The following is a 15,138-nucleotide window of genomic DNA, read 5'->3' as shown; positions in this document are numbered from 1 at the left end:
TGAATAGGCGGGCAATGCCCGCAACGGTAAATGTCGCCATGTCGATACTGCAGGCCATCAGAACCTTCCTCTTTTACCTGCTGCTGGGCACCAGCTCTTTGCTCTGGTGCACCCTGAGCTTTTTTATCGCGCCGTTTCTGCCGTTCAAGGCGCGTTATCGTTTTATCAATGTGTATTGGTGCCGCTGCGCCTTGTGGCTGAGCAACGTCTTTCTGGGCATCCGTTACGAAGTGAAGGGTGCCCAGAATGTGCCTGAGCAGCCCTGCGTGATTCAGTCGAACCACCAGAGCACCTGGGAAACATTCTTTCTCTCGGCCTATTTCTCGCCTCTGAGCCAGGTGCTCAAGCGCGAACTGCTCTACGTTCCATTCTTTGGCTGGGCCATGGCCATGCTGCGACCGATCGCCATCGACCGTGGCAATCCAAAAGCTGCGCTCAAGCACGTAGCGAAGAAGGGCGATGAACTGCTCAAGGACAATGTCTGGGTACTGATCTTCCCGGAAGGAACTCGCGTTCCTTACGGCACCATCGGCAAGTTCTCCCGCGGTGGCACCGCGTTGGCCGTCAATGCGTCATTACCGGTACTGCCGATTGCGCACAATGCCGGCAAATTCTGGCCAAAAACCGGTTGGGCAAAGAAGCAGGGGGTGATCACGGTGATCATCGGCGCACCGATGTACGCCGAGGGTAGCGGGCCACGAGCCATCGCCGACCTGAATGACCGGGTGCAAGCCTGGAACGAACAGATGCAGCGAGAGATGGGCTCACTGCCAGCAGCCCCTGCGGCACCCAGCGCTACTGATCAAGTGACTGTCTGAGTTTCTGTGGATAACCTGTGTACCGTTTTATTGAAAAACGTCGTTTTTAGTTTTTAAGCTTATGATTTACATACATATTTCTTAAGCAAATAAAACGTCGAAAAAGGTGCATAAGTTTATTTCGGACGTAAAAAAACCGGCTGATATAGCCGGTTTTTTTATGCCCGTTGAAGCGTCAGGCTCACTCGCTCAATAGCGGCAACCGGATACTGAACGTCGTGCCTTGGCCCACCACGCTATGACAGGAAATCCTCCCGCCATGGCGATCCATCACGGCCTTGACCATAGACAAACCCAGCCCCAGGCCATCGCTGCCGTGAGCCGAGGTAAAACGCCGATACTGACTGAACAACTCGGGAAGTTCATCGACAGCAATCCCTCGGCCCTGATCGGCGATTTCGCACAGCAGCCAGCCCTCGGCATAACTCACCCGCACCGAGATCCGCGAGCCCGCCGGACTGTACTTGATGGCGTTTTCCAGCAGGTTGAACAGTGCCCGTGTCAGTAGCGATTGATCGGCCAGGACCAGCGCTTCAGCGTCTTCGTCGAGGTCATGCTGCAGTTGAATGTTCTTCAGATGAGCGATGCTCGATGCCTGGTCGAAGGTATCGAGCAACAACATTGCGAACATGCTCGGCTGAAACTGATAGACCTCGGATTCGGCTTTTGCCAACTGCACAAAAGCCTCAGTCAGGTTCAGCGCCTTGCGCACTTGTAACTCAATCTGGCTGAACACTTGTGTGTCGCCGGCCACCTGATGACGCTGAACGTCGAGCAAGGCCAGAATCGCCGAGTGAGGAGCTCTGAGGTCATGGGACAAAAAGCGCAACAATACGGCTCGCTGTTCTTCGGCGTCCCGCTCGACGCTCAAGTCAGTGAGGCTCAGCAGCCAACCAATCACGGAGTCACCCTCGGCCGGCAACAGCGGTGCCCGATCCAGACGCAGGCTGCGTGCCTGGCTATCACGAAACTCCAGCGGCTCCAGGGTCGACAATGCAGACTGAATTCCGCCGGACAACGCCGGATAACCCAGGTCGCTCAGCTGCTCGAGCACGTCCTCGCCCACCAGATCACAGGAAAATACCTCTCGGGCTTTGCGGTTGGCCAGCAGAATACGCCCGCCCGGATCGCTGATCAGCGTCGCCACCGGCAGGTATTCCAGTCCATCGGCAATGAAACGCCGGGTATCGCGGGTCCGGCTCATGGCCTGCTCCAGCGCGACGATTTGCCCTTGCAGCACATCACCGGCTGGCGCTTGGGTACGACGACGTTCGGGAAAGACTTTTGGCTCGCTATCCAGACGCGCCAGTTCCCAGCCGAAATAGGCGAGCACCGCGTTCAGCCTTCGCCAATTCCAGATCAGGTAGCCCAGCATCATACCCAGCAGACTCGCGGCCGGTGACCACCACCAGCCAAGCCGCAACAGTAAGCCCGAACCCAACAGAACGGCCGTCATTGCTCCCAGTGTCAGCCATAGGGCACGACGTGGACGCACCAACAGCAGGCCCAGTAACTCACCAACTATTACCACCGATAGAAACGCCCCCAGGCGCTGATCAACAGCCACGATATTGCGCTGTTGCACCAGCCCGTTGAGGATATTCGCCTGAATCTCGATGCCCGGTGTGGTGCCGATGCTCGCCGATTGCGTCACATAACGGTCCCCCAGGCCTGGAGCGGTTGAGCCGATCAGGATCAAACGATCGCGCAACAACTCGGGCGGGACTTCGCCGCGCAATACCCTGACGTAGGGCACAGTGGGAAAGCCCGCATCGGAACGGATGAAAGGAATCCGTATTTCATGCGTTCGCTGCCAGCCTTGCGCCGATGGCAGGGCCGGGGTACCAGGCATCCGTGCATTTCCCTTGTCAGCAAGGGTTTCTTCGTACAGCAGCCAGGCCAGTTGCGGGCGGGGGTTTTGCGCTGGTCCTTCACTTAAATACACTCTGCGCACAATTCCGTCGGCATCCGCTTCGGCATCGATGTGTCCGACGCCTTTGGCGCAATGGCTCAGCGGAGTCACCGGTTCAATTTCCCCCAAGGGCTCTCCATAACGCTCGACGCCTTCGCGCAGCAGCGGCACGAAAACATTCCCGGCCCGACAGGCCGCCTGGGTCAAAAGCTGATCGTTACCGGGATGGCTATCGGACTCGCTGAAGATCACGTCGAACAGAACGCCTTTGGCGTTCGCGGCGCTGAGCCGATCAAGCAACTGCGCGTGCATGGCCCGCGGCCACGGCCATGGACCGAGCTGCTGCACGCTGTAGTCGTCGATCGTGACAATGAGTATTCGCGGGTCAACTGGCAGCGGGTTCAACCGGCGCAGCTTGTCGTACAGCAGATAGCTCAAGGACAAGCCCTGGCTCATGGACAACAGCGCCGTCAGCGGCAACAGGATCAGACTGACCCACAACCATTCGCGGACCATTCGCCGAAAAAGTCGCTGAGCCTGGGTTGGTTCACGCTCGTCCTTCCTTGGTCGGCTCTTCATCGGTCGTCGACCAGGATGCTATCGGACATGCGTTGTCTTGCCCTCTAACCCATCAAAGAGACAAACACCGCGTGGAAACAATAAGGTCATGGGGTTCATGGATTGGCTTTTATGCTCTTATGAAAATCACGCCAGTAACGCACACAAGTATTTAACGCACGATACCTGACTGGCCGCTCTGGCAGATAGCCATGGGAGCAAAGGACATAAAAGATGACACATCCTTGTGTTAGAACCGAGCAGGCACTCCGTGTATTTCCCCCTGAACTGCAAACCGTCGAAAACCGGCGATCGATGGTCCTGCCAGGTTGACGCTCCCTGCGTCGGGCAAATCCCAATGCCCTTTGTGCCGCTCAGCGACGACGAATTTACCGGCATAAGTAACCTGCTAGCCGATTCACAATATTTGTTCAGAATTGGTCGAAGGCTAAAACATTATCAATATCACCCTGCTTGGGAACTTCGATTCAATCAATCAGCCTAACCTCCCGCCATTTTCACTTAGCACTTACGAGATGAAGGAAACACTCGGCATGCGTGTCGCAATACTGGATGACGAACCCGCCGAACTCCGCCGGGTGGAACAGACACTGCGACAAATCCCTGCCACGGGAGAGCAGGCTTGGACGTTGCACAGTTTCGAGCGGGGAGAGGACTTGCTACGGCAACTTCGAAGGGAGACTTTCGATCTGCTAATCCTCGATTGGCAATTGCCCGATATCAGCGGCCTGTCATTGTTGCGCTGGACTCGCGAACATATGGACGCCCCCCCCGCCGCGATCATGCTTACCAGTCGTGATACTGAAAGCGATATCGTCCAGGCACTGAACGCCGGGGCCGATGATTACGTGAGCAAACCGTTTCGGCCCAATGAGCTGATGGCTCGAGTCAGCGCGGTGCTTCGGCGGCATGGACTGCAACGTGCGGCAACCCCAGAAATACTGACTTTCAATGACCTTGAGTTCGACGACGCCGAACTCACTGTCACCCGCGCGTCCACCCCCATCAGCCTGACCGAACGGGAATACCGTCTCGCTCGTTGCCTGTTTGCCAATCTGGGCCGACCTTTATCCCGTGACTACTTATATGAGCGCTTTTGGACTCATGAGGAAATAGTCTCTTCTCGCCCGTTGGATACTCATATTTATCGTTTGCGCAACAAGTTGGGCCTGACAGCTGATCGTGGTTGGCGATTACTGACGATTTACGGGTATGGGTATCGGCTTGAGAGTGTGACTAACACTAGCGCATGACGACGTTTCGCCGATCAGTAAAAAAGGCCAACACTTAGCGTTGGCCTTTTTCGTTTTAGCGGTTCTGTCGGATGATTCGGCAGCCCTGGCAAATGCTGGCAAAGATGAATAGTTCTGGCACGACCGGTTCAGTCAGGGCGGAACGCGGCTTTGGGGGCTGCATTGATTGTGCTGGAGGACTTACGATAGAGGCCGACTGTCAATCCCATAATGATGATCGCAATTGAAATCAAGTTCGGTATCGAGATGTGTTCGCCGATAATCAGCATCGAACTGCCGATGCCAAATACCGGAATCAACAACGACAGCGGTGCCACTGTGGATACGGGATAAAGCTTCAACAGCGAATTCCATCCCCAATAGGCAAAGTGGGTGGCCAGGTAAACCTGGAAAACGATCGATAGCACAGCCGTGAAGTCGAGACTACTTTGCAGGTTCTCAAAGGGCGCGGCGCCCTGCATGAGCCAAGCGATGAAGAAGAGTGGGATAGGTGGAAACAGACTGGCCCAGACCATGAATGAAAAGATCTCTTTGACACCGGATTTCTTGATAATCACGTTGCCGACGCTCCAAGCGACCGCACTCAGCACAATCAGCAATACTCCAAGTATTGCGTGCTCCCCTTGTTGGGTGGAAATGATGCCCCCTAGCCCGACCAATGCCAGCAGTGCCCCGATAAGCTGAGCACTGCGTAGCTTTTCTTTAAACAGTAACGCCCCCCAACCCATGGTGAAGAACACGCTGAGCTGAATGATCAGCGAAGCAATACCAGGGCTGACACCGATCTGAATGCCATAGTTGATCACACCCCACATCCCTAACCCGAAAATGAAGCCGTAAGCGGCGACATAGCTGAACTTGATGGCGGGGCGCTTGATGAAGAACACCAACGGTATGGCGGCGAGTGCAAAGCGTATCCCGGTTAACACAAAGGGATCGATCGAGCGCAAACCCAGTTTGGTGATTGGGAAGTTCACTCCCCACACTAAGGTGACGAGTATCGCCAGAACCAAATGTTTTTTCTGCATGTCCCTAGCCTCACATTCCAGTCAGTTCAATGCGAACCGTTTCTGCATCAGGTAGTTTTGGAGATGCGATTCTATGGTCAAAAATTTTGGCCTGCTTGTTATAGCAGGTCTATTTTTGTCAAAATCGGGCCATGTCGATCAATCAAACTCTGGATCCTTACGAGCCTGGAAGCCCCGATGCTGTGGTGAGTCTGCGCAAGTATTCTTCGGGTACTGTTTTTGCGCGGCACACGCACAGTCGTGGTCAGTTTGCGTACGCCTCAACGGGCGCGTTAAAGATGTTCACCGATCAGGGGAATTGGGTAGTCCCGCTACCTCGGTGTTTCGGCGCAACCTGAGGGATTCACCGGGGCGTTATCTGGCCAAGTCCAAAGGAGCATCGGTGTTCTGAGCGATTGATCGAGAAGGGGAAACAATCGACCCCTTGGCACGTCGATACGCCGTTTCAACGGAGTGAGAGTCACCAATCTGCGAACCCTGGCCCTAATAGTCGATGGGGGCGAGTTGCCGGCTGGCGAATCGGGCCCGGAGTTCGGCGGCCGTAAGGGTGTGCAGGTCACTCATCATTCTCTTCCTTGGAATGGGCCGGCGGGTTGCAGTGGGGGCGACTATATACACCCCGCTGTGGATCGGCCAACACATGTTCAGCAAAAGCGCTGGGCCGTATTTGTATAGACCTTTGTTTTTGGCGCAGGGAACGACGTCGAAGATATGCCGGGTTATTGGCCAGCGTCGGTTGCCAAGAGTTCAAGCCATTGCTGTGCCGCAACCGACAGCTGTGAGCTCTTGCGCCAGATGACGACGAGTTGCCACTGTAGTTCGGCGCATTCGAGCGGGACGATCTCCACACCGGGTGGGATATGGTGTTGAGCCAATAACCTGGGCAATACCAGCAGGCCTGCGTTCGCAGCCACCAATGACAAACAAAAGGCCAGGCTGTCGCTTTTGGCCGTCTGTAGGCGACTGACGTCCAGAGCAGGGCAGCAGAGCTTGATGCGGTGATTGAGGATAGAGGCACCCTGTAGCTGCACCCATGGGTGATGCGCTAAATCCGGCAGCGTCAGTCGATGGCGGTTGGCGAGTGGGTGGCGAGGCGGCAGGACGACAACGAGTGGTTCCTCACAAATTGGAAGCCAGGCCAGGTCATCGCCCTCTGGTCGCAGACTGATCGCCAGTTCTATCTCGCCCTTGCGAACGGCCTCTTCCAGGGCTTGTCCTCCTTGTTCGCGCAATTGGAGTTCCACTTGGGGAAAGCGTCGCCGAAACTCGGTCAACACGACCGCTACTTGATCGGTACTACCTAAAGGAGGTAGCCCCAGCCGAAGGGCGCCGGTGACGAGGCTATTAAGCAAGCTTACGTCGGTCAGCATTTGCTTGCTGCGGCTCAGTAACCCTTTGGCGTGGTGGAATACCACTTCGCCCGACGGGGTCAAGCTTGATGGCACGCCTGGACGGCTGCGAACCAATAGCGTCGTACCCAGTTCTTCTTCGAGCAATTGAACGGCTTTGCTAAGCGCCGACTGGGTGACGTGAATATTGTGGGATGCCTTCGAGAAGCTGCCATGCTCTGTCACCTCCACGAAATAGCGCAAGTTCTTCAGATCCATCTGTATTCCATTTCCGCATAGAGTTTATAAAAATTGTTCACTCACTCTGGTTGGAGAAATGCTTCTACTATCGCCCCCCCAAAAACGTCCGAATGCCAAGACGGGGAACGTCAAATTAGAAGTAGAGGCCAACCTTGTTCAATGATTGTATTCGGCTTGATCAGACGCTGGTGGAAGCTGCACAGCGCTATCCACAGAGGCCTTCGGTGACGTTGTTAGCCGATCATTTTCGTGACTGGAATATTGAGCAATACTTGGCCGATATTAGTTGCCCGGTCTTGTTGCTGCAGGGAGATCGGGACGAGTACGGAACGCTGGCGCAGCTGAGCGCGATTCAACGGAAAGATACCCGGAGTTGTCACCCAGCATTGCCTGATCGATTGCGGACACTCGCCGCATCTTGATCAGACGGACCACACACTTGATCTGATAGTCGAATTCTTTGACCAGATGATGGGCGCGTTACCCAAAGCCAACTTGGCGTCAGCGTCGTTTTAAGAGGTCCTTCCTTCAACGCTATTTTTCGCGAGGAGCTAACTTCATGAGTACCGCAGTCAGTGAAACCCGCCGTCTAACCGTACCAGATATCAGGGCTTACAAGGGCAAACGTAAGATCGTGTCGTTGACCGCACACAATCGATCGATCGCTGAGATTGTTGACGAATTTGTTGACGTTATCCTGATGGGTGATTCGACCGCGATGGTTGCCTACGGGCAGCCCAACACGCTGGATTTCACATTGGATCAGACGATACAACATAGTCGCGCGGTAGTGCGTGCTACACGCCGCGCGTGTGTGGTGGCTGATCTGCCGTTCGCCTCCTACCAAGAATCACCGGCTCAGGCTTTCCGCAGTGCAGCGCGGTTGATGATGGAGGCGAATATCGCAGCGGTAAAGGTGGAAGGTAGTGCGGTCATGGCGCCCACCGTGCAGTTTCTGGTGGAACGAGGCATTCCAGTGATGGCGCATATCGGGTTGATGCCTCAGTTTGTCAACACCATGGGTGGGTTCCGAGCCCAAGGTATGGACGATCAATCGGCGAACTCTATCCGTGATGCAGCCACGGCGATGGAATCAGCAGGTGCTTTTTGCATCGTGCTGGAGGGGGTAGCAGAGCCGCTAGCCCGAGAGTTAACCGAGGTACTGCACGTGCCAACGATCGGAATCGGGGCCTCGCCCGCTTGCGATGGCCAAGTGCTGGTGATCGAAGATATCCTGGGTCTTGGCGGTGAGTTCGTACCGCGTTTCGCTAAACGTTATGTCGATGCCCATGCTGTAATCCGCGATGCAGTGGGCCTGTACGCATCTGATGTCCGCAATGGCTGCTTTCCTGAACTCTCGCACTGCTTTGGAGTGAAACGCTGACATTAATACTGCTTAACTCAGGTTGACTGGCTCGATGCCTTCAATGACTGGGCAAACGTGTGTGCGGTGAGGAGTTCGCGCTGGTTCTTCCGGCCACCGACTGCGTCGGCTATTTGAAGTTTAAGATCCTTATCCGTCATTCTTGAGCGTTCTGGGTAAGCCCGATTGCACAATTACTCCATGTAACGCCCCTGATGTAGGCGCCTTCCTCGGGCGGCCCCCAGCACCTTGCCTGGCAGAAGGGCAGATACCGAATTTTCGAGCGCACAAAAAAGGCCAATTCAAAGAATTGGCCTTTTTTGTGTTGAGTCCGTCGATCATCTATTTGTGAAAATGATCAACTATTTTGTAAACCTACACTGGATCAGAAGTCCAGGTTGGACACCGCCAAGGCGTTGCTTTCGATGAAGTCACGACGAGGTTCGACCGCATCACCCATCAGGGTGTTGAAGATCTGGTCCGCGCCAATGGCGTCTTCGATGGTCACTTTGAGCATCCGGCGCTGGCTTGGGTCCATGGTGGTTTCCCACAGCTGATCCGGGTTCATTTCACCCAGCCCCTTGTATCGCTGGATAGTGTGACGCTTGGTGCTTTCAGCCATCAGCCATTCAAGTGCTTCCTTGAATTCGGTGACCGGCTTCTTGCGCTCGCCGCGCTGGATGTACGCGCCGTCGTCCAGCAAGGTGCTCAATTGAGCGCCCAACGACACGACAGTCTTGTAATCATTACTGCCGAAGAAATCGCGGTTGAAGGTGATGTAGTTCGACAGGCCGTGGGAGATCAGCTCGACCTCTGGCAGCCAGACGTTACGTTCACGGTCTTCACGCAGGCTGGCTTTGTAAACCAGGCCGGATTTTTCGACGGTGCGCAGGCGAACTTCGAACTGAGCCATCCAATCCTGCATCGCTGCGTGATCCGACAGTTGCTCCATGCTCACCGCTGGCAGGTAGATGAAGTGCTCGGTCAGTTCCTGCGGGTACAGGCGCGACAGACGCTTGAGGGTCTTCATCACCAGGCGGAAGTCATTCACCAGACGCTCAAGCGCTTCGCCGGAGATACCCGGGGCTTCTTCGTTCAGGTGCAGGCTCGCATCTTCCAGGGCCGACTGCGTCATGTACTCTTCCATGGCGTCGTCGTCTTTGATGTATTGCTCTTGCTTGCCTTTCTTGACCTTGTACAGCGGCGGCTGAGCGATGTAGATGTAACCGCGCTCAATCAACTCCGGCAACTGACGGAAGAAGAAGGTCAGCAACAGGGTACGGATGTGCGAACCGTCGACGTCAGCATCGGTCATGATGATGATGTTGTGATAACGCAGCTTGTCGATGTTGTACTCATCGCGGCCAATGCCGCAGCCCAGCGCGGTGATCAAGGTGCCCACTTCTTGCGAAGAGATCATCTTGTCGAAGCGTGCCTTCTCGACGTTCAGGATCTTGCCCTTGAGCGGCAAGATGGCCTGGGTGCGACGGTTGCGTCCCTGCTTGGCGGAGCCGCCAGCAGAGTCACCTTCCACAAGGTACAGTTCGGAGAGGGCAGGGTCTTTTTCCTGGCAGTCAGCCAGTTTGCCCGGCAGGCCGGCGATGTCCAGCGCGCCTTTACGGCGGGTCATCTCACGGGCTTTACGCGCGGCTTCACGAGCACGCGCCGCGTCGATCATCTTGCCGACGACCAACTTGGCTTCGTTCGGGTTCTCCAGCAGGAAGTCGGAGAAGTACTTGCCCATTTCCTGTTCGACCGCGGTCTTCACTTCGGAAGACACCAGCTTGTCTTTGGTCTGGGAGCTGAACTTCGGATCTGGCACCTTGACCGAAATAATCGCGGTCAGGCCTTCGCGGGCATCGTCACCGGTGGTGGCAACTTTGTGCTTCTTCGCCAGACCTTCAGCTTCGATGTAGGTGTTCAGGTTACGCGTCAATGCGGAACGGAAACCCACCAGGTGAGTACCGCCATCGCGCTGAGGAATGTTGTTAGTGAAGCACAACAGGTTCTCGTTGAAGCTGTCGTTCCACTGCAGGGCGATTTCCACGCCGATGCCGTCTTCGCGCTGGATGTTGAAGTGGAACACCTGGTTGACCGCAGTCTTGTTGGTGTTCAGGTATTCAACGAACGCACGCAGACCGCCTTCGTACTTGAACAACTCTTCCTTGCCGCTGCGCTCGTCCTTGAGGACGATACCGACACCGGAGTTGAGGAAGGACAGTTCACGAATCCGCTTGGCCAGGATGTCCCAGCTGAAGTGGATGTTCTTGAAGGTCTCAGCCGATGGCTTGAAATGAATCTGCGTGCCAGTGGTTTCGCTCTCGCCAACGATTTTCATCGGCTCTTGCGGAACACCGTGGACGTAAGTCTGTTCCCAGATCTTGCCGCTACGGCGAACGGTCAGGATCAGTTCTTTGGACAGCGCATTCACAACCGAAACGCCTACACCGTGCAGACCGCCGGATACTTTGTAGGAGTTGTCGTCGAACTTACCGCCGGCGTGCAGCACGGTCATGATGACCTCTGCCGCCGAGACGCCTTCTTCTTTGTGCACGTCTACCGGGATGCCACGACCGTTGTCGCGAACGGTGATGGACTCGTCCGGGTGGATGATGATGCTGATGTCGTCGCAGTGGCCGGCCAAAGCTTCGTCAATCGAGTTATCAACCACCTCGAACACCATGTGGTGCAGACCACTGCCATCGTCGGTGTCACCAATGTACATACCGGGACGTTTGCGTACGGCATCCAGGCCTTTCAGCACTTTAATGCTCGTTGAGTCGTACGTATTTTCTTCGCTCAATGCCTTCACTCCCGATGGTCGTGGGTCTGGGTGATACGGCCCTGTTCCACGTGGAACAGAGCGACTGGCGTTTCCGTCTGCCAGCCTTCCCTCAATAATTCGTGATCTACACAGGTGATAAAAACCTGGCAGCGTAAGTCTTCCAGCAAGCGGCAAAGCGCACGACGGTGGTGCTCGTCCAGTTCGGACGGCAGGTCATCCACCAGATAAATACACTGCCCGCGTCGGGCCTGGCTAACCAGGTGCCCTTGGGCGATCCGCAATGCACAGACCACCAACTTCTGCTGGCCACGAGACAAGATGTCCGCGGCGTTATGTGCGCCCAATCTAAGACGCAAATCAGCGCGTTGTGGTCCGGCCTGGGTATGACCCATTTGCTGATCCCGCTGAAGGGACCCGGCGAGCACTGCACTCAACTCACGGTCTTTGTCCCAACCTCGGTAATAACTGAGCGTTAAGCCCTCAAGCTCAACCAGTTCGCTCAAGGTCTGTTCAAAGACTGGTTTCAAGGCTTTGATATAAACGCGGCGGTATTCATCTATTTCAGCGCTGGCCTGGCACAATTCCCTGTCCCAAACCGCTTGCGAAACGGCGTCAAGTGTACCATGCCGCAGCCAAGAGTTTCTCTGACGCAAGGCCTTCTGCAAGCGCTGCCATGTGGACATGAATCGCGGTTCCACGTGGAACACACCCCAGTCCAGAAACTGTCGGCGAATCTTCGGCGCGCCTTCGAGCAGGCGAAAGCTGTCCGGGTTGATCAGCTGCAACGGCAGAATCTCTGCCAGTTGCGCAGCACTTCGGGCGTTCTGCCCGTCGATGCGGATCTGGAACTCACCCTGCCGGTCGCGAGATATCCCCAGAGCGCTGTGTCCACCCTCGGCCAGTTCGACCTGGCCAAACACCGTACACGCCAATTGCTCGTATTGAATGACGGGTAACAGACGGCTGCTACGAAACGAACGGGCAAGCCCCAGCAGATGAATGGCTTCCAGAACACTGGTTTTGCCGCTGCCGTTGGCGCCGTAAAGAATGTTGATTCGGGGGGAGGGAGAGAAGGTCACCGGGTGCAAATTACGCACCGCGGTGACCGAGACGCGACTTAAGGACATCTAGGTTCTGCTGAACATGATTACAGACGCATCGGCATGACAACGTAGGCCGAGTCGTCGTTGTCGGACTCTTGCACCAGCGCACTGCTGTTGGAGTCGGACAGGATCAAGCGAACCTGCTCGGTGGTCATCACGCCCAGTACGTCGAGCAGATAGCTCACGTTGAAGCCGATTTCCAGAGAGCCGCCGTTGTACTCAACGCCCACTTCTTCTTCCGCTTCTTCCTGCTCCGGGTTGTTCGCCTGAATCTTCAGCTGACCATTGGCCAGTTGCAGACGGATGCCACGGTACTTCTCGTTGGACAGAATCGCGGTACGGCTGAACGCTTCACGCAACGCCTGGCGATCGCCGAGTACCAGCTTGTCACCGCCTTTAGGCAGGACACGCTCGTAGTCAGGGAATTTACCGTCGACCAGTTTTGAGGTGAAGGTGAACTCGCCAGTGGTGGCGCGGATGTGGTGCTGGCCCAGCACGATGCTGACGTTGCCGTCCGGTTCGGTCAGCAGACGCGCCAGTTCCAGAATACCTTTGCGCGGCACGATCACCTGATGACGATCCGGCTGACCGATATCGGCCTGCATCGAGCACATGGCCAGACGGTGACCGTCGGTCGCCACGGCGCGGATGATCCCGGCCGAGACTTCCAGCAGCATGCCGTTGAGGTAGTAACGTACGTCCTGCTGCGCCATGGCGAAGCTGGTGCGTTCAATCAGACGACGCAGTTTGCTTTGCTCAAGGCTGCAGGTCAGCGAGCCTGGGCCTTCTTCCACGGTCGGGAAGTCATTGGCCGGCAGGGTCGACAGGGTGAAGCGGCTACGGCCGGCTTTCACCACAAGCTTCTGCTCGTCGACCTTGATGTCGATCAGCGCATCGTTCGGCAAGCTTTTGCAGATGTCCATCAGCTTGCGCGCAGGCACAGTGATGGAACCCGGGTCCGTAGGCTCTTCGAGTTGCACACGACCGACCAGCTCGACTTCCAGGTCGGTACCGGTCAGCGACAATTGCTGGCCTTCGACAACCAGCAGCACGTTGGAGAGCACCGGCAAGGTCTGTCGGCGCTCGACGACGCCTGCGACCAGTTGCAGGGGTTTCAACAGGGCTTCGCGTTGAATGGTGAAATGCATGGTCTAGTCCCTTGCCTTAATAAGCTGCGCTGGTGTTCATCAAGTAGTCAGTGTACGCAGCAGGTTCTTATAGTCCTCGCGGATGTCCGCGTCGGATTCCTTAAGCTCGTTGATCTTGCGGCAGGCGTGCAAAACAGTCGTGTGGTCGCGGCCACCAAACACATCGCCGATTTCCGGCAGGCTGTGATTGGTCAGTTCCTTGGACAACGCCATGGCGACCTGACGCGGACGTGCTACCGAGCGTGAACGACGCTTGGACAGCAGGTCAGAGATCTTGATCTTGTAATACTCGGCGACGGTGCGCTGAATGTTATCCACAGACACCAGTTTGTCTTGCAGCGCCAACAAGTCTTTCAAAGATTCGCGAATCAGCTCGATGGTGATATCGCGGCCCATGAAGTGCGAGTGGGCGATCACGCGTTTGAGCGCGCCTTCCAGCTCACGAACGTTGGAGCGAATTCGTTGGGCAATGAAGAACGCCGCGTCATGTGGCAGATCGACTTTGGCCTGGTCGGCCTTTTTCATCAGGATCGCCACGCGGGTTTCCAGCTCCGGCGGCTCGACGGCAACCGTCAGGCCCCAGCCGAAACGTGACTTCAGGCGTTCTTCAAGGCCTTCGATTTCTTTCGGATAGCGGTCACTGGTAAGAATGACCTGCTGGCCACCTTCAAGCAGGGCGTTGAAGGTGTGGAAAAACTCTTCCTGGGAGCGTTCCTTACGGGCGAAGAACTGAATGTCATCGATCAGCAACGCATCTACCGAGCGATAGAAGCGCTTGAACTCGTTGATCGCATTCAGCTGCAAGGCCTTGACCATGTCCGCAACGAAACGCTCGGAATGCAGGTACACAACCTTGGCATTCGGATTCTTCTTTAATAGGTGGTTACCCACAGCGTGCATCAAGTGGGTTTTACCCAAGCCGACACCGCCATAAAGGAAGAGCGGGTTGTAGCCGTGCTTGGGGTTGTCCGCCACTTGCCAGGCCGCAGCCCGGGCCAGTTGGTTGGACTTGCCTTCGACGAAGTTCTCGAAGGTAAAGGTGCGGTTCAGGTAGCTGGTGTGCTTAAGCGCGCCTTCGACCTGCACCGTACGCTGTTCGGAACGAACCGGGGCCTGTTGCGAACTGGCGCCAGCCATGGGATCGAAGCTGTCGCGGGACGGCTCTTCACTGACCTCGGCGACTTTTTGTGTCGCACGTTTGGTCAAGACAGCTGCCGGCGCTGGCGCCGGAGCGCTGACAGGCGCTTGAGCAGCTTGAGCCTGGGACGCCGCAGCGGCCAACGGGGCATTGGGTGCCGCACGCGGTGCCGAACTGCGTTTGCTGCCTATTAATAAGGAAAGCGCCGGCGCCAGGCCATTGCCATGCTCATCCAGCAGTTCAAGGACGCGGCCCAGGTACTTTTCATTGACCCAGTCGAGAACAAAACGATTCGGCGCGTAGACACGCAACTCGTCGCCTTCGGCTTCGACCTGTAGTGGACGGATCCAAGTGTTGAATTGTTGGGCAGGCAGCTCATCGCGCAAAAGCTCTACGCACTGCTGCCAAAGTTCCACTGACAC

10 protein-coding genes and 1 pseudogene are annotated in these 15,138 nt (G+C 56.1%); 4 read left to right on the top strand and 7 right to left on the bottom strand.

Annotation, left to right across the window (positions count from 1 at the left end):
* Window positions 1–38: 38 nt before the first annotated feature.
* Window positions 39–818 carry a 1-acyl-sn-glycerol-3-phosphate acyltransferase gene (locus LOY56_RS00055; RefSeq protein ID WP_258618495.1) on the top strand — a complete coding sequence of 260 codons (780 nt, stop codon included), beginning with the start codon at window positions 39–41 and terminating at the stop codon, window positions 816–818.
* Window positions 819–999: 181 nt separating this feature from the next.
* Here LOY56_RS00055 and LOY56_RS00050 read toward each other — a convergent pair whose 3' ends face one another.
* Window positions 1,000–3,309, bottom strand: a complete 2,310-nt coding sequence (locus tag LOY56_RS00050) for a CHASE2 and HATPase_c domain-containing protein (protein WP_258618494.1) — start codon at window positions 3,307–3,309, stop codon at window positions 1,000–1,002.
* A 533-nt stretch (window positions 3,310–3,842) separates the two neighbouring features.
* Here LOY56_RS00050 and LOY56_RS00045 point away from each other — a divergent pair.
* Window positions 3,843–4,562, top strand: a complete 720-nt coding sequence (locus LOY56_RS00045; RefSeq protein ID WP_258618493.1) for a response regulator transcription factor — start codon at window positions 3,843–3,845, stop codon at window positions 4,560–4,562.
* Between the two features lie 128 nt (window positions 4,563–4,690).
* Here LOY56_RS00045 and LOY56_RS00040 read toward each other — a convergent pair whose 3' ends face one another.
* Entirely contained in the window at window positions 4,691–5,590 is a 900-nt protein-coding gene (locus LOY56_RS00040) for an EamA family transporter (protein WP_258618492.1), read from the bottom strand.
* Window positions 5,591–5,721: 131 nt separating this feature from the next.
* Between LOY56_RS00040 and LOY56_RS00035 the strand changes: the two are divergent.
* Window positions 5,722–5,910: pseudogene (locus LOY56_RS00035) on the top strand (AraC family transcriptional regulator); the annotation flags it as partial.
* A 399-nt stretch (window positions 5,911–6,309) separates the two neighbouring features.
* Here LOY56_RS00035 and LOY56_RS00030 read toward each other — a convergent pair.
* Window positions 6,310–7,197: a LysR family transcriptional regulator gene (locus tag LOY56_RS00030; RefSeq protein ID WP_258618491.1), complete on the bottom strand. Its 888-nt coding sequence runs from the start codon at window positions 7,195–7,197 to the stop codon at window positions 6,310–6,312.
* A 541-nt stretch (window positions 7,198–7,738) separates the two neighbouring features.
* Here LOY56_RS00030 and panB point away from each other — a divergent pair.
* Complete coding sequence (gene panB, locus LOY56_RS00025) at window positions 7,739–8,563, top strand: 3-methyl-2-oxobutanoate hydroxymethyltransferase (protein WP_258618489.1); 825 nt, start codon at window positions 7,739–7,741, stop codon at window positions 8,561–8,563.
* 364 nt (window positions 8,564–8,927) lie between these two features.
* Here the strand turns inward: panB and gyrB are convergent, their stop codons facing one another.
* From gyrB to dnaA, 4 genes are read right to left on the bottom strand one after another with little or no spacing between them, the layout of a single operon-like run.
* The gene (gyrB, locus tag LOY56_RS00020) at window positions 8,928–11,345 is read right to left on the bottom strand and encodes a DNA topoisomerase (ATP-hydrolyzing) subunit B (protein WP_007902994.1); all 2,418 of its coding nucleotides are present in this window, start codon (window positions 11,343–11,345) and stop codon (window positions 8,928–8,930) included.
* A 5-nt stretch (window positions 11,346–11,350) separates the two neighbouring features.
* A complete protein-coding gene (gene recF / locus LOY56_RS00015; RefSeq protein ID WP_258618486.1) occupies window positions 11,351–12,454 on the bottom strand; it encodes a DNA replication/repair protein RecF in 1,104 nt (367 codons plus the stop codon).
* A 20-nt stretch (window positions 12,455–12,474) separates the two neighbouring features.
* Entirely contained in the window at window positions 12,475–13,578 is a 1,104-nt protein-coding gene (gene dnaN / locus LOY56_RS00010; protein ID WP_258618485.1) for a DNA polymerase III subunit beta, read from the bottom strand.
* Window positions 13,579–13,617: 39 nt separating this feature from the next.
* Window positions 13,618–15,138: a chromosomal replication initiator protein DnaA gene (dnaA, locus tag LOY56_RS00005; RefSeq protein WP_258618483.1), complete on the bottom strand. Its 1,521-nt coding sequence runs from the start codon at window positions 15,136–15,138 to the stop codon at window positions 13,618–13,620.

The organism is Pseudomonas sp. B21-048 (assembly GCF_024748615.1).
Classification (GTDB): domain Bacteria; phylum Pseudomonadota; class Gammaproteobacteria; order Pseudomonadales; family Pseudomonadaceae; genus Aquipseudomonas.
Note: the sequence above shows the minus strand (reverse complement) of the source record. Positions and strands in the feature narration are given on the sequence as shown.

Coding starts and splice junctions, on each gene's coding strand:
- LOY56_RS00055 (WP_258618495.1), top strand. CDS start 39: ATGTCGATACTGCAGGCCATCAGAACCTTCCTCTTTTACCTGCTGCTG.
- LOY56_RS00050 (WP_258618494.1), bottom strand. CDS start 3,309: ATGAAGAGCCGACCAAGGAAGGACGAGCGTGAACCAACCCAGGCTCAG.
- LOY56_RS00045 (WP_258618493.1), top strand. CDS start 3,843: ATGCGTGTCGCAATACTGGATGACGAACCCGCCGAACTCCGCCGGGTG.
- LOY56_RS00040 (WP_258618492.1), bottom strand. CDS start 5,590: ATGCAGAAAAAACATTTGGTTCTGGCGATACTCGTCACCTTAGTGTGG.
- LOY56_RS00030 (WP_258618491.1), bottom strand. CDS start 7,197: ATGGATCTGAAGAACTTGCGCTATTTCGTGGAGGTGACAGAGCATGGC.
- panB (WP_258618489.1), top strand. CDS start 7,739: ATGAGTACCGCAGTCAGTGAAACCCGCCGTCTAACCGTACCAGATATC.
- recF (WP_258618486.1), bottom strand. CDS start 12,454: ATGTCCTTAAGTCGCGTCTCGGTCACCGCGGTGCGTAATTTGCACCCG.
- dnaN (WP_258618485.1), bottom strand. CDS start 13,578: ATGCATTTCACCATTCAACGCGAAGCCCTGTTGAAACCCCTGCAACTG.